Genomic DNA, 16266 nt, shown 5'->3' on the forward strand with positions numbered 1-16266 from the left:
CTTTAATATTTTTCCTATGAAGTTCTACATAAAGACCTTTGGCTGTCAGATGAACTTTAACGACTCGGAGAGGATAAAGGGTATTTTAAAGAGCCTGGGCTACGAGCAGGCCCGAAGCTACGAAGAGGCAGACATCATCCTTTTGAACACCTGCACCATCCGAGAAAAGCCCGACCAAAAGGTTTATTCTCACTTGGGAGAATACAAGAAGGTAAAGGAAAAGAACCCTAAGGCAATCATAGGTGTGTGTGGATGCTTAGCCCAACGGATGGGTGCGGAGCTTGTCAATAAGGCACCGGTGATAGACCTGATGTTCTCTTCTTTTAACATCCATCAACTGCCCCAACTTATCCAGCAAGCACAGGCAGGCTACAAAGCCATAGCCATCCTGGAGGAACCTCCAGAGGATGAGGACAAGCTTTGGGAGTATCCAACCGTCAGAGATAACCAATACTGCGCCTACGTAACGGTTATGAAAGGATGTGACAAAAATTGTACTTACTGCGTGGTGCCAAAGACCCGTGGAAGACAAAGATCAAGGAGCCTACAGAGCATTCTCTCTGAAGTCAAAGCCCTGGTGGAGGATGGAGTAAAAGAGATCCATCTACTGGGGCAGAATGTGACCGCATGGGGACAAGACATTGGCATGCACTTTGCAGACCTTCTTTACGAAGTGGCCCAAGTGGAAGGCGTCCAAAGGATAAGGTTTACCACAGGACATCCTAAAGATATGGATGAGAGAATTGCGAAAGCAATGGGAGAAATACCAACCGTTTGCCCCCATGTGCATCTTCCCTTCCAAGCTGGCTCCAACAGGATCTTAGCCCTAATGGACAGAGGCTACACAAAGGAGGAGTATTTGGAAAAAATCCAAATGCTGAGGGAGTATAAAAAGGGTATAACCTTCTCCACAGACGTTATCGTGGGCTTTCCCACTGAAACAGAGGAAGACTTTGAGCACACCCTTGACCTTTTGGAAAAGGTACGTTTTGAGCAGGTCTTTTCCTTTAAGTTCTCTCCAAGACCGGGCACGCCCGCCTACTCTATGGAAGGACAGGTGCCGGATGATGTAAAAACCCAAAGAATGGCAAGGCTGTTGAACCTGCAAAAGAAAATACTATCCGAGATCGCCAAAGAATACGAGGGCACCATTCAGGAGGTGCTTCTGGAAAGCTACGAAAACGGAAAATTGGTGGGCAGAACTCTAACCAACAGGTGGGCTACACTTCAAGGTCCAGAGGAGCTTTTGGGCAAAACTGTGTTGGTACGAGTTGAAAAGGCAAATCCATACAATTTGGAATGCTCCTTGGTTTCAGTCCTTTCTTAGAATTTCCACCACGCTTAGCTTGCTTGCCCTGTAAGAGGGAGCAAGGCTCGCCATCAGGGATATAAAGAGGGCTACAAAAAAGGTAATTGCCAGATCTGTGGGCTCTATGGCACAGGGAATGTGGTCCATTAAATACACATCCGCGGGCACCCTTATTAGCTTGTACTGATTTATCAGAAACTGCCCTACCAAAGCTAAAGTTATACCAAAGAAGGCACCACCCAGGCCCAATATAATACCTTGCAACAAAAACGTCAGCATAATATCCTTTCTCTTAAAGCCGTAGGTTCTTAAGACCGCTATGTCCCTTACCTTGTCCCTTACCTTTAGAAATAGCAAGCTTGTGATGTTAAAAGAGGACAGGGTGGTCATAAGCAAAAGCACAAAAAAGATGGCAACCTTTTCCAACTGCAGGGCGTTAAAGAGCTGTTGGTTCAGGTCTATCCATGAACGCACAATGGCAGAAAAGCCAAAGATATTCTCCACTTTCTTTTTTACCTCCTGGGCCTGGTATGGGTCTTTTAGGTATATTTCATAGCCCTTCATCTGCCAGCTGTCTCCAAAGAACTTTTCCGCCTCTTCTACCGGCATTGCCACCGTAAAATAGTCCTGATGCATGGCACCCGTTTTTATAAACCCGGCTACCTTGAACTGCCCCACCTTTGGCACAAAGCCCAACGGAGTTCTAACACCAAGGGGAGAGATTAAGACGACCTCCTGACCCTTTTCTATACCAAGAACGTCCGCAAGACCCTCTCCTACAAGGATGCCCTCTCCTTTTAAGTTTCTTAATCCCTTAACACTGACCGCATGCACCCTCCCCTCCTTTGAAATCACTCCACTGTATAGGATCACATATTCTATCTTTTTTATCTCGGGCAGTTTTCTGAGCTCGTCCTCTTTTACTACAAAGTCATCGTTGAGTAGGCTAACTATAATATGAGGCGTAGTAGACAAAATTTTCTCCTTGAGAGCTTTTTGAAAACCCGAGAAGGCACCCATCGTAAGAAGCACCGCGCTTACACTTAGTGATATTCCCACAAAAGCTATTAGGGATATTACAAGAGTAGAACCCCTAACGCTTAAAAGATATCTGAGGGCAAGCTTGATCAACAGGTTCATAGAGACTTTAGTTTATCCAGTATTTCCCTTTGGCGTTTCATTATGTAGCTTCTGAGTTTTTTCAGGTCTGCGGGTTTAAGCTCAATCTTAAACCCAAGCCTAAAGTATATGCCCTCATCCTTACTCAGTATGTTTTTTAGCTCTCCGAGGGCAGAGATGCTACCTTCCTCGGGCAGTTCTATTACCATAGAAAAGGTTTTATGGTAAGGCTCCACTTCGGAATTATTTAGCATAGAAAGAAGTTTAGTAACATCTTCCTTTGATAGCATTACACCCACACCACTTTCGCTTACATCCACTGCTTTAGCAGAAACTATGCAATCCTCTCCAGCACAAAAGGAAACATACACAGGCTTGCTTTCTGAAGGTTCAACCCTTACAAACTCCCTTATAACCACGGGTGGAGGTGGGCTCACCATATTAACACGCAAAACCAGTTCGTCCCTAATGTTGCTGAATATATCACACTCAAGATACAACTCACCCAGCTTTACATACACCTTCTCATCACTGAAGGCCCGTTTGAACTTACAGTCAGAAAAGTCAAAGCTGATTAACCTATCAGGTACCGAGACCCATCTTACCTCCTGCTTAATCCTTACAGGTACCCCATGCCAAGTGGTAATAACTTCGTACTTTTCTCCCACCTTTATATTTTTCAGCAGTTCCGCCGTATCCATGTGCAAAAATTATAAGCCAGCTATGATATAATACCCACGATGGGCTATTCACTTTTAAACTACCTCAGCTTGATCACCATAGGCATAAGCGGTCTTTCCATATTGGCTGGACTGTTCTTCATCAAAAAGGGCAAGAGAGAAATCCACAAATTTTTCATGATCAACGCCTCCATCTTTGCTTTGGTATTTGTCTTACTCTATGTGCTGAAAAGCATCCTTTACCCTCCACAGCCTTACACTGGACCCTACAGAGGGCTCTTCTTCTTCATACTATGGACGCATACCATTTTAGCCATAGTGAATTTCCCCCTTGCGGTTATTACCATAAGGTATGCCTTTAAAAACATGTTTGAAAAGCATAGAAAAATCGCACCAATAACCGCCTTTGTTTGGCTTTATGTTGCCATAACTGGCTGGCTTATATACTTCTTCATGCAATGGCTCAATAAGAACGCCTAAATTCTGAGACCTTGCTCAAAACCTTCCTCACGTAATCCCAGTTGTCCGCCTTTAAACCATTGTAGGCTTTAATTGCCATAATCCAGTTGCCAAACCTTTTGTAATTCTCGTAAAGGATCCTTGCCCCAATCTCTATGTTTAGCTCTGGATCATAAAGCTGTTCCGGGTCTGTGATTCCATACTCCTTCATCAAACTTAAATTATGCTGGTAATTGACTTGCATCAGTCCTCTGTCCTCGGTGCCATCCTTATTCTTGTTGTAAGCCCTTGGATTAAACCCGCTCTCCACGCTTATTATAGCCATGAGTATTTCCTTGGGTATCCCGTACTTTAATGAAGCCTTTTCCACCAATGCAGAAATGTTCGTCGTGTTTTTAACAGAAGAAACCTCCTCCAGAACCTTCTCAAAGCTTTCCCTTTCACTCTGTATATGCCATGCCCTTGTGGTCTTTAAGGGTAGATCACCCCACTCTATTCTCACGACGCTTCTCCTTACAATCACTGCAGATGCCAAATATTTCAAGGCGATGATTTATGGGCGTAAAGTCGTATTCTTCGCAAACTTTTTCCTGCAGTTGTTCTATTTCCTCTTTGTTGAACTCTATGATCTTGCCACACTCAACGCATATCAGATGTTCGTGATGTTGCTTTCCTACCACAAACTCATAGATTGTCCTGTTGTTTAGCTTTATGACCTCCCTTATAGCCCCAAACTCCTGTAGTAATCGGACCGTCCTGTATATGGTGGACCGTGATGCCACGTTTTTGTTTCGGGAAGAGATCCATCGGACCAAGTCCTCTATCTCAAAATGCGTGCCGTAGTTGGCGATCATATCAATTATCTCAAAACGCCCTTTTGTTATCTTCCCACCCCTGCTTTTCAAAAACCTCTCAAAGTCCCTCTTTAGGTTCTCCAAGTCCCCCTGCATGCACTTAAATATATATCAAATGAGTTTCATTTTCAATGATTAATCCTCCCAATACTCCTTAAAAGCAATCCAAGTCTTTTTTATCCTATCCTCCAAGGCATTCCATTCTTTCATATATTTCTTCCTCTTTAAGCTTGCCCTTCTGAGGGTTTCGCCAAAGATGTCTTCTGATAGCTCTTCAAAATCCTCCGGAGAACCTTCCAAGATGGCATCTGCGCACATGCTTCCAGAGAGCACTGCGTTTGCTATGCCACCCCCTGTTATGGGATGGCAAAATCCTGCCGCATCACCCACCAACATAACCCTGTCTCGGACCACCTTTAAAAGTCCCTCTGCAGGGATCCATCCACCCGTTCTCTTAAGGATTTTATTCTCCACAAAACCCTCTGCCACAACCTCTGTAAAGAACCTCTTCAAAGCGTCCATCACATTTATTCCAAAGCTTGGGTCCAAGCCCACTCCCACGTTGGCAGTAGAGCCCTTTGGAAAGAGCCATCCATAGCCCCCGGGTATGTAGTCCTTAAAGAAGATGAGAAGGTCTTCCACAGGAACCTTCAAAGGCGCAGTGATCTGGGCAGTGGTTAAAAAGTCTTTGGTATGTTCTCCCGTTAGGATGCTTACCCTTGAGCGTGGTCCATCCGCACCTATCAAAAGCCCAAACTCCACCACAAGCCTTTCCCTTGTGTCTATGTTCTCCAGTAGGGCATACTTTCCTTCTAGGGCCAAAAACCGGGTTCTGAGCATATACTCCGCACCGTTCTGGAGGGCTAAAAGGTGTATTTTGTAATCAAAAATTTCCCTGTTTAGAACAAAGCCCGGAGAGTCCATGGAGACCATTTCCCCCCAGGGAGTAAAATGCACCATCTTATTTACCCTTTGGGCTATGGCTTCCTCGTCAAAGAACTCTTTAAATTGATGATAGAGCTGTATGGGAACGAACTCCGCACACTGAACGGGCGTACCTATTTTTCTCTTGAAATCCACCACCAAAACCTTTGCACCCCCCTTTGCCAGCTTGTAGGCAGTGGTTGATCCTGCCGGTCCTCCACCTACCACTAAAAATTCACACTTAAGCCTTCTCATTGAGCCTTTCCAAGAGCCTTTTTGAGGGTTTAAACCTAACGGTGTATCTCTCTCCTACAAAAAACTCTATCCCATTCCTTGGGTTCTTCACAAAGGTGCCCTTTAGTTTTTTCAGTTTGAGAACCCCAAAGCCCCTCATTTCTATTCTCTTACCACTCATTAGAACTTCCACCATGCTTTCTAAAATGCACTCCACAAGCTGTTTTGCGCTTGCCCTATCCAAGTTAAACTCCTTTGAAACTTTGTCTATAAGCTGGCTTTTGTTCATTTTTTCTCCTTCTCTTCCACATAAAAGCTTCTAACCCTTTTGTTTTTGCTTATAGCTATAGCCCTTTCCTCCTTTCTGTAATAGACGATCTCGTCTGCCTCCACAAAGTTGGGTCCCTCTTCTATCCTTGCGTTGCCTACAAGTTGTACAATATCCTTTTTGAAGTCATAGAACGCTTTATCTGCTTTTGCAGTCCTTTTTCCGTCCATGTAAAAAACTTTACCTTCCGCTTCTGCAGAGTTTGCTTTTCTGTTTTCATCCAAGTAGATTATCACTTTATCGGCGGTAAGCAACTCATTGCCCTTGGTGATTTTAACATTCCCTATGTAAACTATGCTGTTCTTTTCATAGACCATCTTATCAGCCTCTGCCAGTATTGGCTGAGAGTAAGCAAAAATAAACAGTATTAACAGGAAAAGTAGACTTTTCATTGCAGTTTAACCTTAGCTTGATTTATTATAACCCTTGTGGGCTTAAACTCCACTTGCCATCCTACCCCTTCCACCACGTTGCGCCCATCTTCAAAGACCACCTTTCCCTCTCCGTAGGCAAGCCCCTCCTTTAGCTTTAACTCCGCCCTGTCTGTTTTAAAGACTCCCTCTTTTGTTTGCAAAACCACGTTTCCTTCTAAGTAACCTTCGCCCGTGTCCCTATCTATGGAACCACTCTTTGCGGTTAAGGTGGTTTCCCCCGATTGGAGCAATATATCTTCCATAAAAATCTTGCTGTCCTCAAGCCTTGCCCTACTTCCATAAATTTGCCACTCCTCCCCCTTTCCACCAAAGACTTTAACCTCAACTCCTTCCAAAAGGCTCACCTCTTTTGTAGGCTTTTGGATCACTTCGTAGGAATTGACCCATCGGTTGCCAAGGTATGCCATAAAAATCAAAAGCAGTGAAAGAAGAATAATCTTTGTCATAGATAGCCCTCCAAAAGTCCCTTTAACTCTCCCCTCAAATTTAGCAAAAACTCCGCAATTTCCCTGACTGCACCCCTTCCCCCTTCCCTCTTTGATACATAAAGGGCATACCTCTTTACCAAAGGCGGTGCATCCTTTACGGTAGCGGGAAAACCCACCACCTTTAAAACTGGCACATCCAGGTAATCATCTCCCACGTAAGCAACCTCCTCCGCCTTTAAGTTCTTTTCCTTGAGAATTTTCTCTAAAACCTCCAGCTTATCGTTCCTGCCCGTATGAACCTCTTCAATGCCAAGTTCTTCAAGCCTTTTAAGCAGGGCTTTTGAAGAGCGCCCGGAGATAACTCCCACCTCAATGCCTGACCTTTGCAGTAGTTTTATCCCCAAGCCATCCCTAACGTCAAAAACCTTTATCTCTTCGCCCCTTTCTGTGTAGTATAGCCTTCCATCGGTGAGCACCCCGTCCACATCCATCAAAAAGAGTTTTATCCTTTTGGCGATTGGTTTTAAGTCTTTTCTTTTCATACCTCAAAAACCTCCAAGAATATCTCCCGCATTCTTTTCAGGCTTTCTCTGAGTTTGTCCTCAAAGTCTTCAAAGGACATATTTAGAGAGCTGGCAACCCTCTCTCTGTCTTTTTTGTTGAGCACAGAACCGCCGTGCTCTTTGGAGAGCCTGTGCCTTGTTTCCACCAACCTAAGGAACATGTATATTTCAAAAGCCTCCTTCAAAAGGGAGTGTTTTTGGGCTAAAATCCTGTAAGCCCTGATCATGGATGGTTCTCTGAGTTTTTCCCTGAGTATGTAAAGCTGGATTAAAAACTCTCCGTCTATTAGACCACCCCTGCCGAACTTTATATCTATCAGCTCTTTGTCTTTCTTTGCGTTGCTTTCCAAGGCAAAGCGCATGTCCCTTATCTCTCTGATTTCTCTCTCCGTTATGGGTTTGCTGAAAAGAAAGTTCTCTATAACCTCCTCAAACTCGTCCCTTAGGGTTGTGTCTCCCACTATGAACCTTGCCCGTGTCCATGCGATCCTTTCCCAAGTGCGGGCATTCTTTTCAAAGTATTCCCTGTAAAAGTCTATGGATGGCAATAGCTCCCCTTTACTGCCCATGGGTCTCAGTCTAAAGTCTAACTTGTAAAGGTATCCTTCTGAGGTATGCAGGGTGATGAACTTGATCATCTGCTGGGCTAATTTGACCTCCTCAAAGCTTGGCGACCTTGCCACAAAAACAAGGTCAAGGTCTGAACCTATCGTCAGCTCCCGACTACCATACTTTCCAAGGGCATAAAGGCATACACCTTCTGAAAATTGCCAGAGCTTTTTCATCAAAAAGTCCGCAAGCTCGCTAAGACTCAGGAAAAACTTTTCAAGCTTTGTGTATCTGTCCTCTTGCTTTACTAAATAAACTAAAGCATTCCGCACTTCCCAAATGGTTTTGAACCTTCTGAATAAATTCTCAGGGCTCAAAGGTAGCCTTTCCCTGTATTTTTCAAACTCTTCCTCTAATCTGTTTTGGTCTGGGTAATCCTGATATAAAGTTAGCACATCCTCTACCAGGTCTGGGTTTCTGCTGATAAGAGTGGAAAGATAAGAAGATAAGGAAAACACCTTGCATAGTCTTGTTCTAAAGTCCTCCTTGGAACTGCTGAGGATCACCCTCCTACCCGTTGGGTTAGAGAAGAATTTGTCAAAGTTGTTTAGGGTTTCGTCTGGGTCCGGCGTGCTTGCCATCATCTTCACCATTTGAGGAAGAAGTTCGTAAAACTGTCTTCTTTCCTCCGAGGATAGGCTTACTCCAAGGCTTCCTTGCACATAGTTCAGGAGTATATTAAAAGCCCTTGCAGGGTTTTTAAAGCCCAAGGAAGTTAAAAACTCCTTTCCCGACTCTTGGTCTCCCTCCAAAAGGGAAGCCATTAGAGGATCCAACTCCTTTTCCTCTTGGGCTGGTAGCATGTTATAAAACATCTGGCTTATCCTCTTGGTGTATTCTTGAAACCTACGCTGGAACTCCTCCACATCCATGTCCATGAGTTTGGCTAATAGAGGCACCTCCTGTGGGCTAAAGGCATGATTTTGCGTGCAGTTTTTCATCTGGATCCGGTGCTCCAACTTCCTTAAAAACAAATAGGCGGACTCTAAAAATTTCACCTCCTCCATGGAAAAAATGCCCTTTTGGTGTAATTTCCACAGGGCCCTTATGGTGTTGCTCTCCCTTAGAAAGGGAAACTTTCCCCCAAATAGCAAAACCATAGCCTGCACCATAAACTCCACCTCCCTTGTGCCACCCTCTCCCGTCTTGACGTTTATCTTATTTAAGAGACTTTTCTTTGCCTGGGCATTGATCTGGGCTTTTATTAGCCTTATCTCCTCCAGTACCCTGTAGTCTATGGATTTTCTAAATACAAAGGGCTCTTTGACTTCCCTTTCAAAGGCTCTGTAAAGCTCTGGGTCTCCCGCACTGTAGCGAGCCCTGAGGAGGGCAAACCTTTCCCACATTCTACCATAGCTCTCGTAGTAGAGCTCTGCACTTCTGAGGGACATGGAGATGGGCCCGGATTTTCCAAAGGGTCGGAGGTCCAAATCTACCTCGTAGGGCTTGCCTTCTGGTGTGATGCTTGTCATAAGGCTTACCACCTTCTGAAATACCTTGCTGAAAAATTCATTCAGAGTTAGCTTCCCTGCCCTTCCCTTATCGGAGGAGTGTATGAACATTATGTCTATGTCTGAGTAATAATTGAGCTCGTAGCTTCCGAGCTTTCCAAGACCTATTATGCAGGCGGTGGCGGGTTTTTGGTCTTCCTCCAATGGCTCCCCGTAAAGGTCAATTGCCTCCGAGAGGGACCTTCTGTAGGCAAGCTCCAAAAGGGCATCTGGAAGCTCAGAATACTCCCTCAGTATATCCTCAAGCTTTGCGGTGCCAAGAAACTCCTTTGAAAGGAGCCTCATAAGTTCCCTGTGGCGGTAATAAGCTAACTTTTCCGAAAACTTTTTATCCTCCGAGTGCGGGCTTACCAACTCTTCTAACTCTCGCAAATAATCCTCCTTTCTCTTTGAAACATACCAGAGCCCCGGTATAACATTCTGAAAGTCCGTGGGATGGTTGATGAGGAACTTTCTCATGCACTCGGAGTGGTCCAAAAGCCTCAAGAGGAGGATAAACCTTCTTTCGTTTAGGTAATCCAGAAGGCTCTTGGGTTCAGGATGCTTCTCAAGGAGTTCTTTAAAGGATTCCTCAGCCTTCTTTGGGTTTGTCAAGTACCTCTCGGCGGAGGAAAACCACTGCGAGGGAACCATTTATAACATTTTAAAGTTTTTGGCTTATACTATTCTATTAGGGTGGAGCTTTTCTTTTTTCCTGACGTTTACGCAGACAGAGAGCTCGTGGATTACTACATCGTAACCTTTGAGCTGGAAGACCTCTCCTGCGTTGAAATTATGGAACTAGATGGAAAGCATTACATAAAGGAGGTGTTAGACTGGGATTTGTTCCGCAAAAGTGCAAAACACATAGTCCTTTACGAGCTGGGTGATGAAATAGAGAGATTTTCTGACTTGGAGGAGGCCCTCAGGACTGCTTACCGTTTGGCTTACGAGGAGGCAAGGAGGAGAGGAGCAAAGGAGATAGTGCCTGCCATGGGCGTGGGAAATCCGCCCTTAAGTGTGATAAACAGGGTGTATCCATATAGCATTAGCTTGGAGCCCTTTCCCAAGAACTTAGACGCATACCTTGAAAAGCTTGTTAGAACCCTTGATATTAGGAAGAAAACGGGAGGCTCTTGATGGAAGTCAAAGAACTAACTGCCATCTTGGAGGAGCTAACTCCAAAAAGGATAGTGGAAGAGCTGAGTAAGTATGTGATAGGTCAGGAGGAGGCAAAAAGGGCAGTGGCCATAGCCCTCAGGAACCGCTGGAGGAGACAAAAGCTTCCGCCCCATATGAGGGATGAAGTGGCACCAAAGAACCTTTTGATGATAGGTCCTACGGGTGTAGGAAAGACAGAGATCGCCCGCAGGCTTGCCCAACTTATAAAGGCACCCTTCATAAAGGTGGAGGCTACCAAATACACAGAGGTGGGCTATGTGGGAAGGGATGTGGAATCTATGGTGAGGGAACTGGTGGAGGTTTCCTATCAGATGGTAAAGCAGGAGAAGATGCAGGAGGTGAGAGAAAGGGCAAAAAGGAACGCGGAGGAAAGGCTCTTAGATTACCTGACTCCCCAACAGCTCAGCTTTGGGACGAGAATTACCCAAACTACCGTCAGTCGTTCTTACCTCAAAGAAAAGCTCCGCAAGGGAGAGTTGGATGATAAGTACGTGGAGATAGAAGTTCAAGAAAAACTACCACCAATTGTAGGCATTGCGGGTCCCCCCGGTTTGGAGGAGTTGGAAGACCAGCTCAGAAACCTACTGGGAGGCATGGTATCTTACAGGAAAAAGAGAAAGGTAAAAGTAAAGGAAGCCCTTCAGATCCTGGAGCAAGAGGAAGCGGAAAAGCTCATAGATCAAGAGGAAATAATTTCAGAGGCCATCTATAGGGCAGAGAACTTTGGGATCATATTCATTGATGAGATAGACAAGATAGCCATCAAGACACCGGGAGTGGGTCCGGGTGTTTCCCGGGAGGGTGTGCAGAGGGACCTTTTGCCCATAGTGGAGGGAACTGTGGTTAGAACCAAGTATGGACCTGTGAGGACAGACCATATCCTCTTTATTGCAGCGGGTGCCTTCCATATGTCCAAGCCCTCAGACCTAATTCCTGAACTGCAGGGAAGATTTCCCATAAGGGTGGAACTAAAGCCCCTCTCCAAGGAAGACTTTGTGCGCATATTGGTAGAGCCGAAGAACGCCCTTGTAAAGCAATACGTAGAGCTTTTAAAGACGGAGGGTGTGGATCTGGAATTTACCAGCGATGCCATAGAAGAGATCGCAAGCATTGCAGAGGAGATAAACAACCGTACAGAGAACATAGGTGCAAGAAGGCTGTACACCATAATGGAAAAGCTCTTGGAGGATATATCCTTCAACGCACCGGATTTGGCCGGACAACGTATAATAATAGACAGCAAGTTTGTAAGGGCAAAGCTTTCAAACCTCGTAAAGGATGTGGAGCTTTCAAGGTATATACTGTGATGGATGGGTACATTTATAACTTCATAAGAAGGCTGGAGGAGTTGGTGCTGTTGCAGGAAAAATCTGTCAATATCATCCTGCATGCTAAGAGTATAAAGCCCTCCTCCGAGGTTTCCATGCGTATATCCTTTTTTTATTTGGATATATTTGAAATGCTCTCGGAACTTCTAAACAACATAGAATTTTTAGAAGAAGAAAATAAAAAATCCTACCTCTTGGAGCTTGCCTTGGAGTCTCTGTCTTTGACTTTAGTGTCCCTCCCCTTCTTAAGTGCCATGTCCCCCATGTTTGCAGACAAAGAGCTGGCAAAGGATATAGAAGAGGTGGTGGTTCTGTTGGAGGATATGCTCACAGCTTGGGATGAGGAAAAGTTGAGAATAGCAAGCCAATATATGGCTAAGGTATATCAATTACTTAGGTATTATCTCTACTCTGCATCCAGATCTTATCAGAGCATGAGTTAAGTTCTCAACGTCTTTATAAAAACTAAAACCTTTGCCACCGCTCGGTAAAGCTCGGGAGGAATCTCCTCAAAAACCTCCACCCTTATCAACGCTGATACTAGGTCCTTATCTTCTACTATGGGTATGTTCTTTTCTTTTGCTATTTTTATGATCCTCTCCGCCAACTCACCGTAGCCCTTTGCCAAAACAACGGGTGCCTTGTCCTTCTCTGGGTCGTACCTGAGGGCTACCGCCTTCTTTCTCTCCTCCATTTCAAACCACCAAATATAAATTTGCTTCGTAAAAATGCTCCTTCAAAACCTCCTTCAAAGATTGAGAAGAGGGCAGTAGGTTTAGCTTTAAATCCCTGAGTTGAAGACCTTCCTCTTTCAGCATGCTTTCCAACAAGGCTTTTCCTTCCTCCATCTTTTTGTAGAAAAGCTCATTGTTAGTGTATAAGTTCAAGCTTACGGCTTTTACCTTTTCTGTCTTCGGGCTTGAGAGGATGGCACTTACAAAACCTTCCGGATAGTTTAGGTTTATAAAAACCTTGTATTCGTTCTTTTGCGTCCTTATTAGCATTCCCCCCTTGTACCCTTCCCACTTAAAGGGTAGCACCACCGTGCCCTCATTGATCATGAGCCTCTGCATCTGAGAGATGGTGTTTAGCTGTTGGAGCCATACAAGACCATCCTTCTCTATCTTCTCCCTAAAGGGCAAAAGTCTTCTACCCTCTTCTATGAAGTTCTCAAGCCTTCTATGAATTTCTCTGAGCTTGCCGATATCTTCTTTCTCCACCGCCTCGAAAAAGCTTCTAAGAAGATCACCAAGCTCCTCATCCCTTACCAAAAGGCTAAACTGCCTTAGCCTTTCAAAGGCCAAGCTAAAGCTCTTGCCGGCAGGCGTGTCCTCTATGCTCTTTAGCTCTTTACTCAAAAGTATCAAGAGGGCATCCTTGTCCCCCTTTTCTAAAGCCTTCAAAATTTCCTTTTTTCCAATGCTTTCAACGAGCCTCACAAACTGCGTAAACTCCCAGTGATTTAAGTTCTCAAGATAGAGTGTCCTTAAGAGATTCTCTATCTCCTTTAGGTTCTCTGTCCTCTTTAGCACCATCCCAAATAGCTGGTCTATAGTTTTTATGTCCTTAACCTCTCCGCCATGAATTTGTCCTGCTAAGTTAAAGATATTACTGAGCAGTTGTGCCTTTGTGTCCTCAAGAATGCTCTTCAAATCTACCTTTCCTGTAAGGAAGTCCAACAGTTTTCTTTCGTAAAAAAGCCCAGAGTTCTTTACCAGTGCTTGGAGTTTTTGTAAGTCCAAGTTTATGGGTGGTTCCTCCTGAAAATCAACCACAAACTGTAGAACCCGCTCTATGTCTAACCTTCTTTGTAAGGAGACAATCTTCAGGGTAATTGGGTTTTTACTTTCAAGCATCAGCTTTAACTGATCTCCCTCCTTTATTTCAAGGTCAGACAGATTCTCTGCAACAAGCTCTTGGTTGTTTAGCATCACCCTTAGGGTTCTACCTTGGGTTTGGACCACGCGCCCTTCCAAGATGGTACCCTCGGAAAAAGCGTCAAGTAGGGCTTGCGGAACGGTGGTCAGAAGCTTTAGGCTCATCTGCTTGCTGATGTTCTCCGCTTTTAGCCCTTGGACGGTCTCCAAAGCGTGCTGTAAAAATACTCCCTCTATACGACGAATTTCCATACCTTAAAAATCGTCCCTTAAGGCAAGTGCTAAAGCCCCCCGTGCCATACAGAATTCACCACACTCAGAAAATCTGACCCTCAAACACTTAGAGGGCAAACTTTCCACCGCGTCCTTTAGCCTAATCTCTAAATCTCCCAAAAACTCCCTAAGTTGGTCTATCAACCCTCCACCAAGCACCACCAAATCAGGGTTAAGAATATGAACCGCGTTCATCAAACCCAAAACAAGGTATTCTTTAAAGGTCTCCACACTTCTTAGGGCTTCTTCCTCCCCATCCTTCGCCCTCTGGACGATCTGATAATCTTTCAGCTTCCTTCCAGAAAAAACTTCATACAACCTCTCTAAACCATAGGAGGAACAGTATGCCTCCAAACAGCCCCTTCTACCGCAATTGCAGAGAAAACCTCCCTTTTCCACTGTATGATGTCCCAGCTCCAAGGCACTACCACAGCTACCCAAGAATACCTTCCCTTCATGAACAAAGCCTGCCCCAAGACCGGTGCCAACTGCCACAAGGAGCAAACTTTTACTATCCCTATAGTCATAAAACCACTCCCCAAAGGCACCAGCGCTCACATCGTTCATAACAACCCCCTCTATTCCTTCCTCTGCCAAAATTTTCCCCACATCAACCCCATCCAGGGCAGGGATGTTAGGAGACCTATACACCACTCCCTCTAAGGAGGTAAATCCCGCCACCGCCACGCCCACTCTGGATGGTCTACCGTCCTTTATAACTTCCCTTAGCTTTTTTATAAACTCTTCTCTGTTTTGGGATATATCCCTAACATAGATTTTCTCCCTTCTGCCATCCTCCCAAAGGACCTTTATAAAGGTTCCACCCACATCAACGCCCTTTTTCATAGTCTCTTATACCTGTGATCTTGTCTCCTTCAATAGTAAGCTCAATGACAAGCTTTCTTTCCATACCCTTTACCTTTTTTCCGTAATACAGAATTGCCTTTCCTTCTTCAACCTCTTTTTTTCTCAGATCAAAGCCCTCTTGGTTTATCCTTTGGCATAGGGCTGTAAGTCTTTCCAAGTCTTCTCTCTTTTCCACTGTTAGCCCCTTTGGACCGTCCAAGGTGCATTTGCCCTCTTCGAAGTATTCCACCACAGCGTTCACTAACTCATCCTCCACCGGCTGGTCTGACTTGTATATGATGAAGGCTATGATGAGAGGGTAAAGAATGGCAAACAAAACTATAAGGCCCAAAAGTACATCTTCAATCTTGATTTCTTTAAGTTTTCTCAAAGCCATCCCTTCCTCTTTACCCAAAAGATGAGAACTACCGTGATTATAACCATCAGGGCAAGGGAATAAACATAGCCGTACTTCCAGTGAAGCTCCGGCATGTTTTCAAAGTTCATACCAAAGATGCTTGCTACGAGGGTTGCAGGCAGGAAGATGGTTGCCAAAACTGTAAAGACCTTTACCGCTTCGTTCTGCCTTACGTTTATAAGACCTATCAGTGTGTTCTGTATGCTGTCTATTTTGTCCATGTAAAAGGCTGTATAATCCAAGAGCGTATAAAGGTCCTCAAGAATCACCTTTATCTCTCTTTTGGTTTGGGCGTTGATCTTTGGGCTCTTTACAAAGTGAGAGAGAATTCTGAGCTTTTCGTTTATTGTCTCCCTTAGGGTTATATTCAGTTCGTCATAGTAGGATATATCTTTCAAGATCTCCTCCGTTTGCTCTTCAAAGACCTCCTTCCTAAGGTTTCTTATACGCCTTCCAAGGATCTCAAGCCTATCTCCTATTCTATCCACCTCTATGCTTATGATCTGTGAGAACATCTCCTCCGGAAATTGGAAAACAAGCCTCTGAACTTCAACCCTTCTTTGAAAGATCATAAGGGTCGGTATATCTCTGTACCGGATGGTCACCATAAACCTACCCTTGAGGAAGAAAAAGACAGGCTCTACCAGTATGTCTTCCTTTTGTTGAATGACAAAAGAGAAATTCATAAAGATCTTTTCACCTTCTTCTCTGTATTTACTGCTTATCTCTATGTCTCCAAAGACTTCCCTCGGTGGCATTTCAAAGCCAACTGCACTCTTAAGCCAGAGGATCTCCTCCTCCGTTGGCTTTTCCACGTCAATCCATAAAATTCTGTCTTTTGGGATCGTTCCAAACTCATCCACCGAGTGCTCTGTAAATCCAAAGGTTGAACTGGCGTATATTTTTATCAT

The 16266-nt window shown here is 44.6% G+C and carries 20 protein-coding genes; 5 read left to right on the forward strand and 15 right to left on the reverse strand.

Annotated features, from left to right (window positions below):
- The first annotated feature begins 16 nt into the window (after window positions 1-16).
- A complete protein-coding gene (gene miaB, locus THERU_RS04060; protein WP_025306000.1) occupies window positions 17-1327 on the forward strand; it encodes a tRNA (N6-isopentenyl adenosine(37)-C2)-methylthiotransferase MiaB in 1311 nt (436 codons plus the stop codon).
- Here the strand turns inward: miaB and THERU_RS04065 are convergent.
- Both THERU_RS04065 and THERU_RS04070 read right to left on the reverse strand, forming a co-directional pair.
- The gene (locus THERU_RS04065; RefSeq protein WP_025306001.1) at window positions 1313-2449 is read right to left on the reverse strand and encodes an ABC transporter permease; all 1137 of its coding nucleotides are present in this window, start codon (window positions 2447-2449) and stop codon (window positions 1313-1315) included. The two genes, miaB and THERU_RS04065, sit on opposite strands and share 15 nt — an antisense overlap.
- Window positions 2446-3129: a PilZ domain-containing protein gene (locus tag THERU_RS04070; RefSeq protein WP_025306002.1), complete on the reverse strand. Its 684-nt coding sequence runs from the start codon at window positions 3127-3129 to the stop codon at window positions 2446-2448. The genes THERU_RS04065 and THERU_RS04070 overlap by 4 nt, the downstream gene beginning before the upstream one ends.
- 39 nt (window positions 3130-3168) lie before the next feature.
- Here THERU_RS04070 and THERU_RS04075 point away from each other — a divergent pair, with 39 nt between their 5' ends.
- The gene (locus THERU_RS04075; protein WP_025306003.1) at window positions 3169-3588 is read left to right on the forward strand and encodes a DUF420 domain-containing protein; all 420 of its coding nucleotides are present in this window, start codon (window positions 3169-3171) and stop codon (window positions 3586-3588) included.
- On the opposite strand, the gene THERU_RS04080 is transcribed toward THERU_RS04075, so the two are convergent.
- The 8 genes from THERU_RS04080 to THERU_RS04115 are packed head-to-tail and all read right to left on the reverse strand — an operon-like array spanning window position 3572 to window position 10085.
- A complete protein-coding gene (locus THERU_RS04080; protein ID WP_025306004.1) occupies window positions 3572-4069 on the reverse strand; it encodes a lytic transglycosylase domain-containing protein in 498 nt (165 codons plus the stop codon). The genes THERU_RS04075 and THERU_RS04080 overlap by 17 nt on opposite strands.
- A complete protein-coding gene (locus tag THERU_RS04085) occupies window positions 4050-4517 on the reverse strand; it encodes a Fur family transcriptional regulator (RefSeq protein WP_038532103.1) in 468 nt (155 codons plus the stop codon). The genes THERU_RS04080 and THERU_RS04085 overlap by 20 nt, the downstream gene beginning before the upstream one ends.
- Window positions 4518-4556: 39 nt before the next feature.
- Window positions 4557-5600, reverse strand: coding sequence for a geranylgeranyl reductase family protein (locus THERU_RS04090; RefSeq protein WP_025306006.1), 1044 nt, complete (start codon window positions 5598-5600; stop codon window positions 4557-4559).
- Window positions 5587-5868, reverse strand: coding sequence for an HU family DNA-binding protein (locus THERU_RS04095; RefSeq protein ID WP_025306007.1), 282 nt, complete (start codon window positions 5866-5868; stop codon window positions 5587-5589). The genes THERU_RS04090 and THERU_RS04095 overlap by 14 nt, the downstream gene beginning before the upstream one ends.
- A complete protein-coding gene (gene lptA, locus THERU_RS04100; protein ID WP_025306008.1) occupies window positions 5865-6299 on the reverse strand; it encodes a lipopolysaccharide transport periplasmic protein LptA in 435 nt (144 codons plus the stop codon). Before lptA ends, THERU_RS04095 begins: the two co-directional genes overlap by 4 nt.
- Complete coding sequence (lptC, locus tag THERU_RS04105; RefSeq protein ID WP_025306009.1) at window positions 6296-6787, reverse strand: LPS export ABC transporter periplasmic protein LptC; 492 nt, start codon at window positions 6785-6787, stop codon at window positions 6296-6298. Before lptC ends, lptA begins: the two co-directional genes overlap by 4 nt.
- The gene (locus tag THERU_RS04110) at window positions 6784-7311 is read right to left on the reverse strand and encodes a KdsC family phosphatase (RefSeq protein ID WP_025306010.1); all 528 of its coding nucleotides are present in this window, start codon (window positions 7309-7311) and stop codon (window positions 6784-6786) included. The genes lptC and THERU_RS04110 overlap by 4 nt, the downstream gene beginning before the upstream one ends.
- Entirely contained in the window at window positions 7308-10085 is a 2778-nt protein-coding gene (locus THERU_RS04115; RefSeq protein WP_025306011.1) for a [protein-PII] uridylyltransferase family protein, read from the reverse strand. Before THERU_RS04115 ends, THERU_RS04110 begins: the two co-directional genes overlap by 4 nt.
- Before the next feature lie 42 nt (window positions 10086-10127).
- Here THERU_RS04115 and THERU_RS04120 point away from each other — a divergent pair, with 42 nt between their 5' ends.
- Genes THERU_RS04120 through THERU_RS04130 form a run of 3 tightly spaced genes read left to right on the forward strand, consistent with a single transcriptional unit; the run spans window position 10128 to window position 12384 of the window.
- The gene (locus tag THERU_RS04120; RefSeq protein ID WP_025306012.1) at window positions 10128-10571 is read left to right on the forward strand and encodes a hypothetical protein; all 444 of its coding nucleotides are present in this window, start codon (window positions 10128-10130) and stop codon (window positions 10569-10571) included.
- The gene (gene hslU / locus THERU_RS04125) at window positions 10571-11920 is read left to right on the forward strand and encodes an ATP-dependent protease ATPase subunit HslU (RefSeq protein WP_025306013.1); all 1350 of its coding nucleotides are present in this window, start codon (window positions 10571-10573) and stop codon (window positions 11918-11920) included. The genes THERU_RS04120 and hslU overlap by 1 nt, the downstream gene beginning before the upstream one ends.
- A complete protein-coding gene (locus THERU_RS04130; RefSeq protein WP_025306014.1) occupies window positions 11920-12384 on the forward strand; it encodes a hypothetical protein in 465 nt (154 codons plus the stop codon). Before hslU ends, THERU_RS04130 begins: the two co-directional genes overlap by 1 nt.
- On the opposite strand, the gene THERU_RS04135 is transcribed toward THERU_RS04130, so the two are convergent.
- From THERU_RS04135 to corA, 5 genes are read right to left on the reverse strand one after another with little or no spacing between them, the layout of a single operon-like run.
- Entirely contained in the window at window positions 12381-12635 is a 255-nt protein-coding gene (locus tag THERU_RS04135) for an EscU/YscU/HrcU family type III secretion system export apparatus switch protein (RefSeq protein WP_025306015.1), read from the reverse strand. The two genes, THERU_RS04130 and THERU_RS04135, sit on opposite strands and share 4 nt — an antisense overlap.
- A gap of 1 nt (window position 12636) precedes the next feature.
- The gene (locus THERU_RS04140; protein ID WP_025306016.1) at window positions 12637-14070 is read right to left on the reverse strand and encodes a hypothetical protein; all 1434 of its coding nucleotides are present in this window, start codon (window positions 14068-14070) and stop codon (window positions 12637-12639) included.
- A gap of 3 nt (window positions 14071-14073) precedes the next feature.
- Window positions 14074-14937 (reverse strand): ROK family protein, encoded by an 864-nt coding sequence (locus THERU_RS04145; RefSeq protein WP_025306017.1) that lies wholly within the window; start codon window positions 14935-14937, stop codon window positions 14074-14076.
- Complete coding sequence (locus THERU_RS04150) at window positions 14921-15334, reverse strand: hypothetical protein (protein ID WP_025306018.1); 414 nt, start codon at window positions 15332-15334, stop codon at window positions 14921-14923. The genes THERU_RS04145 and THERU_RS04150 overlap by 17 nt, the downstream gene beginning before the upstream one ends.
- Window positions 15325-16266, reverse strand: coding sequence for a magnesium/cobalt transporter CorA (corA, locus tag THERU_RS04155; protein WP_025306019.1), 942 nt, complete (start codon window positions 16264-16266; stop codon window positions 15325-15327). The genes THERU_RS04150 and corA overlap by 10 nt, the downstream gene beginning before the upstream one ends.

Source organism: Thermocrinis ruber (assembly GCF_000512735.1).
GTDB classification, from domain to species: Bacteria; Aquificota; Aquificia; order Aquificales; family Aquificaceae; genus Thermocrinis; species Thermocrinis ruber.